At 38.4% G+C, this 17,559-nt stretch carries 12 protein-coding genes and 1 pseudogene; 9 read left to right on the top strand and 4 right to left on the bottom strand.

Annotated features, from left to right (window positions below; genetic code table 11):
* Positions 1-130: 130 nt before the first annotated feature.
* Entirely contained in the window at positions 131-1,054 is a 924-nt protein-coding gene (locus QZ289_RS08725) for an aldo/keto reductase (protein WP_295701680.1), read from the top strand.
* Between the two features lie 556 nt (positions 1,055-1,610).
* Here QZ289_RS08725 and QZ289_RS08720 read toward each other — a convergent pair.
* The 4 genes and pseudogenes from QZ289_RS08720 to QZ289_RS08705 all read right to left on the bottom strand — a co-directional run.
* A complete protein-coding gene (locus tag QZ289_RS08720) occupies positions 1,611-2,705 on the bottom strand; it encodes a DUF262 domain-containing protein (RefSeq protein ID WP_295701678.1) in 1,095 nt (364 codons plus the stop codon).
* 143 nt (positions 2,706-2,848) lie between these two features.
* On the bottom strand, positions 2,849-3,325 hold the full coding sequence (locus QZ289_RS08715; protein ID WP_295701676.1) for a hypothetical protein: 477 nt from the start codon (positions 3,323-3,325) through the stop codon (positions 2,849-2,851).
* 138 nt (positions 3,326-3,463) lie between these two features.
* Entirely contained in the window at positions 3,464-4,117 is a 654-nt protein-coding gene (locus QZ289_RS08710) for a restriction endonuclease subunit S (protein WP_295701674.1), read from the bottom strand.
* Positions 4,118-4,217: 100 nt separating this feature from the next.
* Positions 4,218-4,397: pseudogene (locus QZ289_RS08705) on the bottom strand (adenine-specific methyltransferase EcoRI family protein); the annotation flags it as partial.
* A gap of 141 nt (positions 4,398-4,538) precedes the next feature.
* Between QZ289_RS08705 and flhA the strand changes: the two are divergent.
* From flhA to QZ289_RS08665, 8 genes are read left to right on the top strand one after another with little or no spacing between them, the layout of a single operon-like run.
* Complete coding sequence (flhA, locus tag QZ289_RS08700; RefSeq protein ID WP_295701672.1) at positions 4,539-6,749, top strand: flagellar biosynthesis protein FlhA; 2,211 nt, start codon at positions 4,539-4,541, stop codon at positions 6,747-6,749.
* Between the two features lie 17 nt (positions 6,750-6,766).
* Positions 6,767-7,894, top strand: a complete 1,128-nt coding sequence (locus tag QZ289_RS08695) for a 3',5'-cyclic-nucleotide phosphodiesterase (protein ID WP_295701670.1) — start codon at positions 6,767-6,769, stop codon at positions 7,892-7,894.
* Positions 7,891-8,154, top strand: a complete 264-nt coding sequence (locus QZ289_RS08690) for a hypothetical protein (RefSeq protein ID WP_295701668.1) — start codon at positions 7,891-7,893, stop codon at positions 8,152-8,154. Before QZ289_RS08695 ends, QZ289_RS08690 begins: the two co-directional genes overlap by 4 nt.
* 1 nt (position 8,155) lies before the next feature.
* Positions 8,156-8,779, top strand: coding sequence for a phosphoribosylglycinamide formyltransferase (gene purN, locus QZ289_RS08685; RefSeq protein WP_295701667.1), 624 nt, complete (start codon positions 8,156-8,158; stop codon positions 8,777-8,779).
* A complete protein-coding gene (locus QZ289_RS08680; RefSeq protein WP_295701665.1) occupies positions 8,779-9,966 on the top strand; it encodes a cation:proton antiporter in 1,188 nt (395 codons plus the stop codon). Before purN ends, QZ289_RS08680 begins: the two co-directional genes overlap by 1 nt.
* Positions 9,966-11,369, top strand: coding sequence for a sodium-dependent transporter (locus tag QZ289_RS08675; RefSeq protein WP_295701662.1), 1,404 nt, complete (start codon positions 9,966-9,968; stop codon positions 11,367-11,369). Before QZ289_RS08680 ends, QZ289_RS08675 begins: the two co-directional genes overlap by 1 nt.
* A gap of 9 nt (positions 11,370-11,378) precedes the next feature.
* The gene (locus QZ289_RS08670) at positions 11,379-15,500 is read left to right on the top strand and encodes a type ISP restriction/modification enzyme (protein WP_295701660.1); all 4,122 of its coding nucleotides are present in this window, start codon (positions 11,379-11,381) and stop codon (positions 15,498-15,500) included.
* Positions 15,494-17,554 (top strand): extracellular solute-binding protein, encoded by a 2,061-nt coding sequence (locus QZ289_RS08665; protein WP_295701658.1) that lies wholly within the window; start codon positions 15,494-15,496, stop codon positions 17,552-17,554. The genes QZ289_RS08670 and QZ289_RS08665 overlap by 7 nt, the downstream gene beginning before the upstream one ends.
* Positions 17,555-17,559: the final 5 nt, after the last annotated feature.

Here is a 17,559-nt window from a genome sequence, read left to right as displayed (position 1 = left end):
ATTTTAAAGCAGCTATCAATCAAGCGGATAATCTTTATTATTATGGTGTAAGCGCACTTTTGGGCTATGTGTTTTAGTTACCTTTAAGTGATATAGTAAGCTAAATGATATATTTCACAAAGGAGCAAATATGCAAGAGCTATCCTATTACAATGGCAGACGAGATTTTTTAAAGCAATCTGCAATACTTATGGCGGGGGTAAGTGCCTTTGGGCTATCCCCACTTTTTGCAGATAGTGCTAAGAAAGGAGAAGTGATGATTCAAACACTCAATAATGGCGTGAAAATGCCTATTATCGGGCTTGGGACTTACTCACTCTTGGGTAAGGACTGCGAGAGGGCAATCCTTGATGCACTAAAGGTAGGATATAGGGCATTTGACACTGCACAGATGTATAAAAATGAGGCTGAAATTGGTAATGCGATTAAAAAAAGTGGTTTTAAACGTGAGGAGATTTTTATCACCACGAAGCTTTCTAGTGATATGAGCTATGAGGCGACCAAAAAGAGTATCGAGAACTCTCTAAAGGCATTGAAGCTAGATTATGTGGATTTACTCCTTTTGCATCGCGCCTACCCACAGGCAAGGCAAATGTATAAGGCGATGGAGGAGTTTTACAAAGAGGGTAAAATCAAGGCTTTGGGTATTTCAAACTTTGATACGAAAGTGTATTTAGACTTTGTCAAATCTGTGAAGGTGATTCCGGCGGTAAATCAAGTCCAAGTCAATGTCTTTTTCCAACGTGAGGAGCTGCAAAAGGCTATGCAAAAGCATAAAACGATTATGCAGGCATGGAGTCCTTTCGCTAAGGGTGAAAAGGATTTTTTCAATAATGAAACATTAAAAAATATCGGCAAAAAATATAATAAATCTGTGGCACAAGTGGGGCTTAGGTATCTTATAGAGCGAGGCATTAATGTGATTCCAAAAAGTAGCAAAAAAGAGAGAATGGCTGAAAATCTAAATATCTTTGACTTTAGTCTCTCCAGCGCAGATATGGCAGCAATCAAAACACTTGATACCAATAAAAGTATCTTTGGCTGGGACGTGTGAGATATTGAATAACAAAATTATCACAAAGCCCTTAAAATAGGCTTTTTATATTAAATAAAAACAATGGTTTCTATTTAATATTTTAACAAACACTATTTTGCTGCAATTTGAAATTCTTTTATGTTGTTCTTTTTTTCTAGGGGGAGGAGCTTAAATGTGCAAGTGTGGACTAGTGTTAAAGCACAAGCGCAAAGTCGGCTCGGCAATGTATGTCTCACTCCCCCTTATATATCCCCCCCAACCCCTACAACGCTTTAAGAGGGTGAGTGATATATTTATGAACCTTCGTGCGATTTATTTTATACAAGTGAGGATATGCCTCACACTTATTATATAGGCTAGAGAAATTCTATCTTGTGAGTAGGCAAAATTAGAATCTTGTTTGCTGTTTTTTGTTTTAACAAAAGCATTAGTGAATGTAAGGAATGTTTGCAATCAAAAAGCTAATAGACGAAACAATCTTTGCTATTGTGTCCTTAAAGTATTTTTAGCACATAGAATCGAGACCAAAATGCCCTCGCAGTCTATGCCTAAGATGCTTAAGTGCTATATGAAGTTAGCTATCACTTTTTATTCTATTGCACTCACGGCATAATAATTGAGCATTTTCTTTTATAGTTTTGCCGCCATTACTCCACGGGATAATATGGTCAGCCTCCATTTCTTTAAGCTCAAAAATCTTATCTTTTTGTGGGCATTTAGCATTTGCACATTTGCCGCCCTGCTTTTCATATAATTCACGCTTGGTATTCTCATCAAAGGTTCTTAGATTTAAGAATTTCTCTTTTCCGCTTAGCACATATTCATAAATACCCTTTTTGCTCTGCACTTCGCTATCTTGCATAAGCCTTGCAATACGTTCTTCTAATTCTTTAGAATCTAGCTCTTCATCTTTGTAAGTATTATAAAGAAAGCCCCATTCTAAGCCTTGCATTTCTTTGCGGTATGTGCTAAATTTCATTTCCACCCACTCAATCACCGCACTAAAATAGCTCCATAATCCATCAGCATTTTTAGAATCTTTAGCATTTTTTGCCATATATTCACAAATCTTTTTATCCTCTCTTTTGCCTACTATCCAAGCAATAGCTGTCTCTAAAAAATCCTGCCTAATACTAGAGCCTTTTAAATATTTTTTAGCTTTTTGTTCGCACAAACAATTATTTTTAGAAAATTTAAGCTTTGCATCGCTTAACCACCTACTTGCATAAATGGCATTGCGTAATTCCTGCTCGGTAAGCTTCTCTCCTGCGATATTGATTACTCTAAACCACTCTAGCTTTTCGCTATCCTTGCCCTCGCAAAGATAAATATTAAGCTCATAGTTTAAAAAGTCCTCCTGTTTGTCTGTGGGGAGATTATGGAAATTGAGCCCATCAAAAGCAAATTCCCCGATAAAATACTCGCAAATACTAATGCTTCTTTGCCGTCCATCTAGCACTTCAAATTCATATTCAGCACTTGCTTCATTTTTTACCCAATACATAGTATTTAAAGGAAAGCCCTTTAAAATCGTATCAACGACAGCTTCTTGTTGCTTATCTTTATAGACAAATTCCCTTTGATATTTTGGGCGGATATTCAGGCGGGGTTTAGAATCTCCAAAGGCCACTACCTCGCTACTTGCTTCATCTCTTTTATAGCCTTGCACTAAATCTTTGATTTTATGCGGTTCTATGTTTATTTACTATTTATAAAACACTCCTCCTCATCTTTTAAGGCCTGAATGCTTTTAACTTGGCGGATAAGTATCCGGGTATATTTTAATTTGCCATTGAGATAGGGATTATATCTTCACCCCAAAGCCTCTACTTGATTATTCATTAATAAAGGCAGTAAGAAATCGCGATAGTTGCTTAATATGTGGGATTCTTGCTGGTTTAAATATTTTTGCTTATAAATAGCGTAGGTTTTTGCGTGAAAATCATCTAGCACGCTTTCATTTGGAATAACTAAAGGGATAAGTTTTAAAGTTTTTTCATTAATTGCCTGTTGTGTTGAACCATTAGCAAAAGCATTTTTCATCACATCAAATTCATTTGAGCTAATAACATTCCACATATATTCTAAAGCATTATGTTTGCACGATAGCCCACACATTCCTGTCGATAAAATTAAGAGAATATATAGAGTTTGAATAATCTCCAAAATATATATATATTTTTTACTATCTTTCATTTTGGCAAACCATACAGAATCTTTGATTGGCTGCATATTTGCCCTAGATTCTCGTGTTTCAAAGGTAGTTGTATTAGATAAATCTACTATCACATCATTTTGAATTGCTGATGTTGGAAGATATATTTTCTCCCCTGTAAATGTATCAATTTTTGCCTGTATGATTGAAGCAAGGCTGTTTGTTTCGATGTTTTCTACCTCCCAATCTTTGGGAATCTCGCGTTTTAGGGTTTAGTTATACACCATTGCGCCACCACTTGATTTATAGGGTTTGCCCTGCTCATTAGGGAAGTTAAACTCCACAAAATAGCGCGTGTAAAGGAGTTTGGCAAGATTCTCTAACTCTTTATTAATGCGGTTATTGAGCTCGATTTTAGAATCTAACACACTTAAGATTCTAGCGATATTGTTTTGTGCCGCTAAAGGCGGTAAGGGGATTTTATAGTCGGCTATCAATGAAACACTTAAATTTGAACGTGCAGTTCCAGACGCTAGAGAAAATAAATGCAAATAGGCATTAGAAATTGCATAGTAAATGTATTCATAATAAGCCTTTTTACTATTAAGTATTATGTTGCAACACGCTTGATTGGTTGTAAGAGGTATTTTATTAATAGCAACTTTTCCAGCAGTAGCACCATATAAAGCTATTATAACAGAATCTATTTTTACCCATTTTGCTGATGAGTTTTGAAGTCCAAGTTCTGTAATGTATTTTTCTGTTTGGTAGATTCTAGTATTTTTTACTTCTCCTGTATTGAGCCAAGGTATATTTCCTTGATAATATTCTTCCTTTGTGCTTTGCGGTGTTCCGCCTGAAAAAATTTTTAAAGCTATATCCCCAAGCCTTACCCTCTGCCATTCTTTTGGCAATGTGTGTTTCATAGAATTTCCTTTAGATACTTAAAGTTGTCATTGCGAGAGGCGTCTGCTATCTTGAAAAGGCTAGATTCTTTAGTATCAAGTGTAATCAGGCTTTAAAGAAGAAAAAGTATTTAAAGAAATTTGAAGCTAGAGGGTCATCGCAATTACATAGCACGATTTTATCTTTAAAGTAGGCTTTATAATGCTTTAGCTCATTTTCTATATCGCTAAGTTGAGTGTAAAACTCATCTTTTTTATTTTTCTTTGCCTCGTGGAGATTTTTATTTGCAGATTTTGCCATTCTTACCCTCCATATCTCTCATCTTTCGACAAAGGATTATAACACTCACAATTTAATAATTCCTGCTAAAATGCCATATTTTACATTTGACACAGCCTAAAGTAAGCATAACGCCCTAATCATACCTTAAGGATAGCAAGTTTGACATTTAATGCGACAAAGATTCTAAGCCAAGGCTTGCCATTTTTTAAAAGCCTCTCACAAAGCAAGGAGATGATAATAGTTACCTTCATTGTGCTTATCGTGGGGATTATTGTCGTACCTTTGCCTAGCGGGGTATTAGACTTTTTATTAAGCGTATCTATCGCGCTTTCTTTACTGATAATCCTTATCACACTCTATGTGGATAAAGCCACTGAATTTTCCGCCTTTCCTACCATACTTCTTATTGTTACCCTCTATCGTCTCGCGCTCAATGTCGCTACTACGCGTATGATTCTAAGCGAGGGGCATAATGGGGTAGAAGCAGTAAGTAGTATTGTAGCAGCATTTGGGCATTTTGTGGTAGGGGGGAATTATGTCATTGGGGTTATCGTCTTTACTATCCTTGTGATTGTGAATCTTATCGTTATCACCAATGGTTCTACGCGGGTAACAGAAGTAAGAGCACGATTTACTCTCGATGCGATGCCCGGTAAGCAAATGGCGATTGATGCAGACTTAAACGCCGGATTAATAGGGCAGGAAGAAGCGCAAAAGCGTAGAGATGCCCTCGCTCAAGAAGCGGATTTTTATGGCACGATGGACGGAGCGAGTAAATTTGTCAAAGGCGACGCAATCGCAGCTATCATCATTACTATTGTAAATATAATCGGTGGCTTTCTTATCGGGGTGTTTGAACACGGTATGAGTGTGAAGCAAAGTGCAGAGACTTTTACCATTCTTACTATTGGCGATGGCTTAGTAGGGCAGATTCCCGCGCTCATTGTAGCCACGGCAACAGGCATCATCACTACACGTGCAGCCAAAAATTCAGAAGCAAATAGAAATTTTGCAAATGATATTATCACGCAAATTACCAATAATGGTAAGATTCTAAGTATTGTAGGATTTATCCTTATCCTATTTGCACTTGTTCCGGGGCTGCCTATATCGCTAGGCTTCGTAGGTATATTTTTCCTTGCAGTAGCTTATCTCACAAGCAGAGAAGATGTCAGCAGCTTCTTTGCTTTCTTGGAAAAATACTTCCGCAAAAAAGCTCCTATAGATACCGCTAAAGCCCAAGAAAAGACAGAAAAAGATATTGACATCTCACAGCACAAAGCCCAAAGAGTGCAGAAAACAGAAGAGGAAATCAAAAAAGAAGAAGAAAATATCATCAGCGAAGCCCTCAAGGTAGAGACTTTAGAGATTTATTTGGGTTATGGGCTTATCCGCCTAGCTGATGTAAAACAAAATGGCGATTTACTAGAGAGAATCCGCGCTATGCGTAAAAATATTGCTATGGATTATGGTTTTCTTGTCCCGCAGATTCGTATCAAAGATAATCTTAATTTGCAACCAAATGAATACTCTATTTTGCTGAAAGGTGTGAAAATCGGCAGTGGGGAGGTGATGCCTGATAAGTTTTTAGCAATGGATACGGGTATGGTAGGGCAGCCAATCGAGGGAATTGCAACTAAAGAGCCCGCCTTTGGTATGGATGCATTATGGATAGAACCCAAAGACAGGGAAAATGCGGTTATTCAGGGTTATAATATTATTGATCCCTCTACGATTATCACTACACATCTCACAGAGCTGATTAAAACTTATGCGGAAGACTTTATCACACGTGATGAAGTCAAAATGCTTATGGATAGACACGCTAAAGATTATCCTGTGGTTGTGAGTGAAGCGGCTAAAGTCCCTATGAGCACAATTTTACGTGTATTACGTGATTTGCTCCACGAGCGTATTCCTATCAAAGATTTACCTACGATTTTAGAGGGTATCGCAGATACCTATCCTATTTTGCAAGATGATACAGAAAGTATTGTAGAGCAAGTGCGTGCTCGTCTTGCACGAACAATCACTGATGTATTTAAGGCAGAAGATGGGAATCTAAAGATTTTCACTCTCACTCTTGCCACAGAGCAATATCTCATCGATAGACTTAAAGAACAGCCCGGAGGCAAAAGCTTCGTGCTGCATTCTAACGATGTGCAAAAGCTCGTAGAAGCTATAGAGGAAGAAGACATTGCATTAAGGCAGAAAAATATCATTCCCGTAATGCTTGTAGATTACAGAATCCGTAAGCCTCTAGTGAAGCTTCTTGAACCATTTGGCATAAATATCAGCATACTTGGCAATGCAGAAATCGACTCTCGCATTAAATTTGAGGTAGTAGGCACACTTAACATACAATTTTAAACATAACAAGGATATAAATGAAAGTTTTTCATCTCTCACACACAGACTTAGACGGATATGGTTGTCAGTTTATCGCTAAAGAGTTTTTTTCACACATTGCATTTTATAATGCAAACTATGGTAAAGAAGTGCTTGTGCGGCTAAATAGCATACTCGATAGCATCGTCCACTCTGTCCTATTGCCAGAATCTCTCCTTGCTGCAAAGTTTGGTAAAACGCCTAAAAACGCGCCAGATTCCAAAAAACCACAAGAAAAGTATCTCGTGCTTGTTACGGATTTAAACCTCACTTTAAGCGAGGCAAACTACCTCAATGAGCGTATAGGAGAGCTAAAAATTGCTGGATTTGATATAGAGATTCTGCTTTTAGACCACCATATCAGTGGACAAGAATGTGCGGATAAATATGAGTGGTATCATTTAGACGCCCTAAGGAGCGCTTCTAAAATTACCTTTGATACACTCTTTCAATCTTACCCTCTGCTTGATAGCACACGGCTAAACTGGATTAGTCATTTAAGTAGTATGATTAATTCTGTGGATATTTGGCTAGAAGATGGCTATAAATTTGACTTTGGCAAAGTGGCTATGGGAGCGATTAGTGGAAGCTTTGAGCTAAATCGCTTTATGTTTGATAAGGAGCATAGGGATTATAAATTTGCTATTATTGAATCTATGAGAGATTTTATAGAGCTTCCACAAGGCGAAGTAGCCTTTGATAATGCACTTTATGAGATTAAAAAGCGCATTCTAGGGGGCGACCCACAGAATCAAACAATGGATACGATTATCTCTAACGCACAAGTAAAGCTTTTAAGCACGAAAAAGCGGCTTTGCACGATTTATTATGATGACAAAAAAGGTTTTTTAAGCTATTCTATGGGTGGCATTAGCATATTAGCAAATCTCTTTTTGCGTTGTAATCCCGAGTATGACTTCTACCTTGATGTGAATCCTCGTGGTAATATCTCTTTGCGTGCGAATGGAAACTGCGATGTGAGTGCGATGAGTAGGGAGCTATTTAATGGTGGAGGGCATAAAAACGCTTCTGGCGGGAAGATTGAAGGATTCAAAGAAAGCTTTGCCTATGATGATATTAAAACACAGATAGAATATATCCTAAACAAACACAAGGAGGCACTATGAGCACTGACAACGCTAAAGATGATCTAAGTTTAGAGATGAGTTTAGAAGAAATGGCATTAGAAGTCGTTGATATGCTAGGCGTGGCACTCTACTTTGCCGGGGCGAAAAAAAAGCATATTCAAGCACTTACAGAAGCCTACTCTGCACAAATGGATAAGTTTTATGAGCATTTGCCCGAAGATACACCTTATGGGCAAGATGAGATGATTGAGATTATCAAATCTCTTAAAATTGACTATCCGCAATTTTTCAATGCTTAGTATGCCTAAAACGCTTCATTGTGCGATTCTCTTTAGTGGCAATGGAAGCAATATGCAAAATCTTATAGAATCTTTGCATCATAAAAGATTCTATAATGCGAGTAAAAAAGAAGTGCTGATTGAGATAAGCCTTACCCTTTGTAATAATCCCAATGCCTATGGTATTACACGTGCAAAGCAACTTCATATACCCTGTGAGATTATCTCTCATCGTGATTTTACCTCACGACAAAGCTTTGATGAAGCGATGATAGCGCTCTTAAAGGCTCATCATATTGATTATGTCTTTTTAGCCGGATTTATGAGAATCTTAACGCCCCTTTTCACACAAAGCTTTCAAGCTATCAATATTCACCCTTCCTTTTTACCCGCGCATAAAGGCGCACACGCAATTAGAGATAGCTTTAATGATGAAACCGATTATGGCGGAGTAAGTGTGCATTGGGTGAGCGAGGAGCTCGATAGTGGTGATATTATCCTGCAAGAAAAGATAGCAAAGCACCCTCAAGATTCGCTAGCAGATTTTGAATCTAGAATCCACGCTTGTGAATACACCCTCTACCCTCGCGCGATTTTGTATGCGTTAGGTTTAAGCGATAGTATATTACCCCATAAGGATATCTAATGAGCGGCACGATAGAAACACTAAGCGGATTTAGCATTTTTGCCTTGCTGATTTTGTTTGCCTCGCCCATTAGCTCTATCACACGCATTCCCGTTGTCGTAGTAGAGATGATTTTAGGCGCATTAGCGGCGTATTTTTTTGGCTTTATTCACGAAGTGAATGAAATTCACATTATCGCTGAAGTGGGCTTTTTGTTTTTAATGTTTCTTTGTGGCTTGGAAGTGGATATTAAATCCTTTAGCAAACTTGGCTCAAGCTTCCTTTTACAAGCCCTTGCTTACTTTTGCACACTTTATGGGATTACCTGTCTTGTAGTCTTTAGCACAGGTATTTCATATATTTATATCGCTGCATTTCCGGTAATGAGCTTGGGTATGATTGTAGCGTTGATAAAGGACTATGGCAAGAAGCAGCCTTGGCTTGATTTAGCCTTAAAAATTGGCATTTTAGGTGAGCTAGTGAGTATTGCTGCACTTGTGATTATAGATGGCGCATCACGACACGGCATAGGCAATGAGCTAGGGCAAAAACTCCTTATTTTATTGCTTTTCTTAATCGGCGTGGCGTGTTGCTTTCAGGTGGCGAGAATCATTTTTTGGTGGATACCTCAATTGCGCTTTTTGTTTCTCCCAAGCGATGATAGCAACTCACAAGATTTGCGTTTTGTCTTTTTCTTGCTTTTTAGCTTCGTGCTTTTAATGATGTTTTTAGATATTAAAGCCGTGCTTGGGGCATTCCTAGCTGGGAGCATCATCAGCACATTTTTTAAGCACAAAGCCGCGCTGCCTGAACACCTCAATCACTTTGGTTTTGGATTTTTAGTGCCTTTCTTTTTTGTCTATATCGGCTCTACGTTGGATTTAAAGGCGCTTTTTAGCGACACAAAGATTTTGTTTCACGCTTCTTATCTTGTCATTGGTATGCTGACTTTGCGTATCATCAGTGCGAGTATCGTCTTTGGCAAATATTTTAAGAATCCTAAATCCACTCTACTTTTCGCATTAAGCGATTCTATGCCTCTCACTTTCCTTATCGCCACAGCGACTTTGGGCAAGGGCATAGGTGAATTAGATGATACGCTTTATGCGTCCTTTGTGCTTGGGGCGATTTTAGAGGGGATTATCTTTAGCGTGCTTATTAAAGTCATTTATGTTTTTTGGAAGATTCCAAACAAAAGGAAAAAATAATGCAATCACGGCAAACTTGGAGCTCATCGCTCACTTATATTTTAACCGTAGCTGGAGCGACTATCGGCTTTGGTGCGACTTGGCGATTTCCCTATCTCGTGGGAGAAAATGGCGGTGGGGCATATGTGCTAATATTTATCCTTGCTATGATTTTAGTGGGAATTCCCGTGATTTGGGTAGAAAATGTTATCGGCAGACGTGCGCATAAAAATACCATTGACGCCTTTGGTGGAGAGGTAGAGGGTAGAACAATCCCGCGCTTTTTTAAGGGTATTGGCTATCTTGGTGTGCTTGGGGCATTTGGGATTATGGCGTATTATATGGTGCTTGGTGGCTGGGTGATTAGCTATATTATTAGTATTTTAAGCGGGGAGCTTAATCTCTCTACTCCTATCACAAAGGAAGTCGCGCAAAGTTTCTATCAAAGCCATATCGAACATAATCCGCTGATGATTGGCATCTTTACCACACTCTTTGTGGGGATTAATTGGCTCATTCTTAAAAAGGGCGTGATTGATGGGATTGAGCGCAGTATGAAATACCTTATGCCCTTGCTTTTTATCTGTCTTCTTATTATGGTTGTGCGTAATCTTACTTTGCCCGGGGCGATGGAGGGCGTGAAGTTCTATCTCTTGCCTGATTTTAGTAAAATCAATGCAAAGCTTTTTATCGCTGTGTTAGGACAAGTGTTTTTCGCCCTATCTTTAGGCTTTGGCGTGATGATTACTCTTAGCTCCTATCTGCAAAAAAATGAAAATATGATAAAAACCGCCATTGCCACAGGTGTGTTAAACACCCTGATTGCGCTTTTAGCAGGATTTATGATTTTTCCTTCGCTCTTTAGCTTTGGTTTAAGCCCCGACCAAGGACCTAGCCTCGTATTTCAAACACTCCCTATCGTCTTTTCCCATATTTATTTTGGCAATGTTATCGCCCTTGTCTTTTTCCTGCTGCTTATCACCGCCGCACTCACTACTTCGCTGCCTATTTATGAGGTAATTATCACTACTTTGAAGGAGAAATACCACCTCTCACGTCTAAAGGCAATCAATATTACACTAGGCTTTATTTTTATTTGTGGAAATATCCCCTGTATTCTTGCTTATGGACCTTCGGAAGATATTGTATGGCAGGGCAAAAATATCTTTGATATATTTGATTTTGTAAGTGGCAATATTCTCTTTGTGCTGACTTCGCTTGGCACATTGCTTTTTGTGGGCTTTGTGCTAAAAGATGATGCAAAAAAGGAGCTGAGCAATAATGGCACTCTCGCACCAAAGCTTATCAATGTGTGGTATGTGTATATCAAATATTTTCTACCCTTTGTGATAGCTCTTATATTTATCGCAGGTATATTCCCTGAAAGCATAGATTCTATCCTCAATCTTTGGCAAAGCTATTAAAGAATACCAATGATACAAGCCCTTAGCGATTATCAAAATGCTCTAGCAAGCACACTTAGGACAAATGAATACAATGAACATTCCTTTCGCACGTTTTTAGAGAATCTGCTCAATGTCTTAAAAAATGATGATAAATGCTACATAATCCACGAGCCAAAAGCAGAGGTAGGGCAAGGGCATATCCGCCCCGATTATAAAGTCTATAAACGTATAGATTCTAAAAATACATTGAGCTACAACGCCCTCATGGGATTTATCGAATGCAAACAATGGGGAGAAGACCTAAATGCGCATATTAAGGGAAAGCAGCTTGATAAATACCTGCAAATATGCCCCAATATTATGCTTACAAACTATAATCGCTTTATCCTTATCAGTTTTGGGACTATCATTAGCGATACAACACTTTTTGACTATGGGCTAGATACACATCTCTTTAAAGATATGCAAGATTCTATACTCGCACATAAGCTAAAGGATTTTCAAGCCCTTTTAAGTGATTTTTTCAACGCCACACAAGCAGCGATTAAAAGTAAAGCCGAAGTGATTAAAATCCTAAGTACACAGAGCTTTTATCTCGCACTCAAAGCAAGGGAATCTTACCACGAGCCAAGACGCACGAGCTTTCATAAATTTTTTGAAAAAACCTATGAAACTTTTAGAAACATCACGCGCTATGAATTTGCACAGGAGGAATTTTGCGATATTTTAGGACAAAGTGTCGTATATGGACTACTTGTAGCACATTTAGAGAGTGAATCATATAGTAAAAATGACAAACATATAGAAATCACCCAGCTTGAAGGCTTTGTGAATCTCCTGCCTAAAGAATTTGCCCTTTTAAGCGAGTTTATCTACTTTGCTATCCCTAGCTTTCATATCCCTGCCTCTGTCGCCTATGCGTTAGAAAATATCAAAAAAGCCATTGCTTTAATCGATAAACGCACTCTAGCCACCGCCCTTAATACACAAATAGAATCCGTGGCTATCTATCTTTATGAGGATTTCTTGAAAGCTTATGATGAATTACGCGGAAGTGAGAAACGCAAAGAAGGAGGAGTATTCTACACGCCTCAATCTGTGGTAAATTGCATTGTATCTTCCATACACGAGATTCTTAAAAAGCATTTTAATAAGCCTAAAGGTTTGGCACATAAAGATGTCAAAGTGCTAGATTTTGCCACAGGCACAGGTAGCTTTTTAGCTAAAGTCTTTGAGCTTATCTTGCAGGAGGAGCAAAGCAAAATTTTTCAAATTATGGATATTAAAGATAAGTTTTTAAAGGATATTTATGGCTTTGAGCTAAGCTTTGTGCCTTATATTGTCGCTCATATTAAGCTTTCTACTATCCTTAAAAATGCAGGATTTAGTGATTTTAGCGATGAGCATAAATTACAAATTTTCCTAACCAATACTCTAGATTTAAGCATAAATGCAGATTATCAAATGACTATGCCCCTTGTGTTATTAGAGGAGCAAGATAAAGAAGCGCGCAAAATTAAGCACAAAGAAGAAGTGCTAGTGATTTTAGGTAATCCGCCTTATTATCAAAACTCTAAAAATAATCTCCCTGAAATTATTAAACTCCATAATACCTACAAAGTGGGTTTAAACGAGACAAATCTCCAGCCCTTAAACAATGACTATATTAAATTTATTCGTTTTGCACAATGGAAGCTTTTAGAGCGCACAGACCCAGACCCAAAGGCAGAAGTCCCGCTTTTTATAGATTCTCATAGTGGTATTATGGGCTTTATCACGCCTAATTCTTATCTCTATGGACGAGTGCATCGTAAAATGCGCGAGAGCCTCTATACAAACTTTGATAGCATTTATATCATCAATTTACACGGTGATAATGAGAAAGATGAGAATGTGTTTGATATACGAGTAGGTGTGTGTATCTCCCTCTTTGTGAAGTGTAATTCGTCTCTTACGCAAGATACTAGAATTACAAACAATAAAAAGTGCAAATCCTTAGAATCCTTAAAAATTCAAAGTGAAAATTCTAATCTTAATACGTCATTGCGAGACTTTGAAAAAGTCGAAGCAATCCATAATAAAACATCTCATAAAGATTCTATGGATTGCCACGAGGCTAAAGCCTCTCGCAATGACAATGCCGCTTGTCATACTGAAGCTAAAGTATCTCATAAAAATATAGATTCTAACTCAAATATTCAACGCAACAAAGATTCTATACAAGAGCGAACCTCACATTCCACGATTTATTGCAAAGAAGCGACACTAGAGCAAAGCCCTAAACTCTTTTATTTCTCCACTGCCAATAATCACATTTTCAAACGTGCCGATAAATACAATCTTTTAAATGACATCGCTTATAAGGGACTAGATTGCATACAATGGCAGGAGCTAAACCCACAAGCACCATACTTTTGGTTTATCCCTTGTGTATTAGATAATGAAGAATATGAAGACTTTTGGGCATTGGCAGAAGATAAGGCATTAAAGGACACAAAGGCAATATTTGAGCGAACAAGCAGTGGGATAAAAACACAACAAGATAAAGTTTGCATTCAGTTCAATGAAACAGCTATGCAAAATGTTTTAAACGATTTTCTAAGACTCGATACTCAAGAAATTTATCAAAAATATCAAGCACAAGACCAGCGAGATTGGAGCATAGAAAGAGCAAAGCAAGATGTGATAGCACACTATGCTTTCTCTAATCCCTCATCTCATATACCATCTCCCCCCTACTCTGCGGAGAATGCCTTTTCTATCATCTCATCTACTAAAGCGGAAACATCATCTAAGGATTTTGTAAATGACCCCTCCCCAACCCCTCCCGCAAGTGGAGGGGCTACAAATCTTACCCCTCCCTGCGCGGATGGTAACTCTGCCTTTATTCCCCCTCCCTTTGCGGAGGGGGTCAGGGGGTGGGCAAAACCCCAAGCAAAAGTCTATCGCACATATAAACATCGCTACCTTGCTCCATATATGAAAACTTTTAGCAGAGAAATGCGTAAGAATCCCACGCAAGCAGAAAAAATACTTTGGCAGGAGCTAAGAAATAAAAAGCTAGGTTATGGCTTTAGAAGACAATTTGTTATAGATTCTCAATATATTGCTGATTTTATATGTTTGGCAAAACGATTGATTATAGAATGCGATGGCGGAGGGCATAATGGCAATTTTAAAGATATAGAGCGAGATTTTTATTTGCAATCTCACAACTTTAGAATCTTGCGCTTTTGGAATAATGAGATTTTAGAAAACTTAGGGGGTGGGTTATCACAGCATTCCCATATCCAAAAAATCGCCTATCGCCCATTTGATACGCGCTACACATTTTTCAGTGGCAAAACCAAAGGTTTTTTAGGCTATCCACGTTATGATACTATGCAACATTTTTTGCAAGGTGAGAATTTGGGGCTTTGTTTCCCAAAGCAAACTTACAATCCCTACTTTGATTACGGATTCGTTATTGATGTTATTACCGATGTGGCACTAGGAGGAAAAAATACAGGTTCAGAAACCTACATCGCTCCGCTTTATCGCTATCAAAATACCACAGGAGATGATAATACACAAACAGACAAAATAGAGAAAATCCCTAACTTTACAGAATCTTTTAGAAACTATTGCCAAAGCCACACCATTTTAAAGCATAAAAGCCCAGAGCAGATTCTATACTTTATCTATGCGAATCTATACAATCCAATCTATCGCAACAAATATGCAGAATACTTGAAAATCGGCTTCCCACGTATCCATTTTGATGTAGAAGAAAGCTATTTTGACACACTAGAATCTTATGGCAAAAAGCTCATAGCATTACACTTAATGCGTGAAACTCCAAAAGATTCTACTATTATCTTAGACTTTAGAGAAAATGCCAATACAAACAATCCAAGCCTTGCCATTAAAAAGCTCAATGCAAATAAGCGACATCTTGCTCATTGCCTTATTCTCAATGATGATTTGCATATCACAGGTGTGAGCGAAGATGTCTATAACTATACTATCGGTGGTTATAAGGTGATTGAGAAATGGCTTAGTTATCGTGCGGATTATGTATGCAGCAAAGCAGAGTTAGAGCATTTAGTCAATATATGCAAGGTGATTAAGGCTACTCTTACTTTAGAGCAGGAATTAGAAAAATGCTAAGAACATCTTATTTTATTCTAGTTTGCTTCGTTTTTCCTCACTTTGCTTATGCTTTTAATGCTTTGCAAGATGAGCCAAATGTAATAGAGCGAGATTCTAAATACGCAAAGGCGGAGGGAGATTCTAAAGAAACTTTGCAAGATAAGGGTGATACTATACATAGAGGGCAAAGGATTTTAGCTTCACAGGATACTAAACGTGTAGGGGTAGATGGATTTTCGATGAATTTTAAAAGTTATCAAACTCGAGGCGAAGGGAGTTTAGTAAGCCTAAATGACCGAGCCGAGAGTGCAGATTCTTTTAAAAGTCGCGAAAAGCCGCTGCCTTCTTATGCTTTGAGTGTTTATGGCACACTCAAGTATCCTCCCACCTTCACCCACTTTGCCTACGCTAACCCCAATGCCCCAAAAGGCGGCACAATGAAGGGCTTTGCGCTTGGCACTTTTGATAGCCTTAATCCCTTTTCGCAAAAGGGCAATCCCGCCGCAGAGCTTAGCACACTCGTATATGACACACTTACTTTTCAAAGCCTTGATGAGCCATTTAGCGAGTATGGGTTGATTGCAGATTCTATGCAAAAGGGTAAAGACTATGTGATGTTTCATATTAATCCCAAGGCGACTTTTAGCGATGGTGTAAGGGTGAGTGCAGAGGATGTAGCCTTTAGCTTTGAGACGCTCCTTAGTCTAGGGAGGATTGAGTATAAACGCTACTATGCCGATGTGGAGCGTGTAGAAGTGCTAGATAAGAATCGTGTCATTTTTTATTTTAAAAACGATTCTAATAAAGAACTGCCGCTTATACTCGGGCAGCTCCCTATCTTACCTAAACATATCTATATGCAAAATGATAAAAATACATTTTTAGACAATCCCTTGCAAATCCCCATAGGCAGCGGTGCGTATCGGGTGAAAAAGTATGACATCGGGCGGAGTATCACGTATGAGCGAAATCCAAACTATTGGGCGAAAGACCACCCCACGCAAAAGGGACGATTTAACTTTGATACCATAGTGATTGAATACTACAAAGACGCCTCTGTCGCACAAAATGCCTTTTTAGCAGGGGAATACGACTACCGCATAGAATCTTCAGCCAAAGTATGGGCGAAAGATTATGAAAGTAAGGCAAAGACAGAGGGTAAAATCATTTTGCAAAGCTTTAAACATCAGCTTCCTAGCACTTTTCAAGGATTTTTTTTCAATACAAGAAAGCCTATTTTTAAAGATATTGCCGTGCGCGAAGCCCTGCTTTACGCTTTTGACTTTGAATGGAGTAATAAAAATCTCTTTTTCAATCAATACGAGCGCACCACGCATATTTTTAATAACTCTCCTTTTGCCTCTAATGGACTGCCTAGCGGACGCGAAAGGGAGATTTTACTAGAATACAAAAACAAGCTAAATCCTAGAATCTTTAATGAAATCTATGTAATCCCCCGCACCGATGGGGCAAAAGTGCGTGGAGAGAATTTAAGAGAAAATCTCAAATATGCAAGGGATTTGCTCATACAGGCGGGATTTTATATTCATAATGGCGTCCTTTACACACCGCAAAACAAGCCCTTTACCTTTGAGATTCTTATTTCTTATGAAGCCTTTGAGCGCATTTGTTTGCCTTTTGTGAAGAATCTAGAAAAACTTGGCATTAAGGCAAGCATTAAAAAAGTCGATGATTCGCAATATATTAATCGTGTGCGGAATTTTGAATATGATATGGTCATTGAGCTTTTAGGACAAAGTCTTTTCCCGGGCAATGAGCAAAACTATTATTGGAACTCAAATGTAGCAAACGTAAGCGGGAGTAGGAATTTTGCCGGGGTGAGTGATGAGGTGGTAGATTCACTGATTGAACGATTAATCAACGCTCAAAGTGAGAGTGAGAGAATCGCCATAGGCAAGGCACTTGATAGGGTGCTATTATGGGGATTTTATGCGATACCGCATTTTAATCTCCCTGCTTTCCGTGTGGCATATTGGCGCAAAATTGATATGCCACGCACTACGCCACCTTATGGAATTGACCCCTATCTATGGTGGCAGAGGGTAGATTAAAATGG

This window comes from uncultured Helicobacter sp., from assembly GCF_910577135.1.
In the GTDB taxonomy this organism is placed as follows: domain Bacteria; phylum Campylobacterota; class Campylobacteria; order Campylobacterales; family Helicobacteraceae; genus Helicobacter_C; species Helicobacter_C mastomyrinus.
The sequence above is the reverse complement of the archived record's forward strand: the minus strand, read 5'-3'. Positions and strand labels throughout refer to the sequence as shown.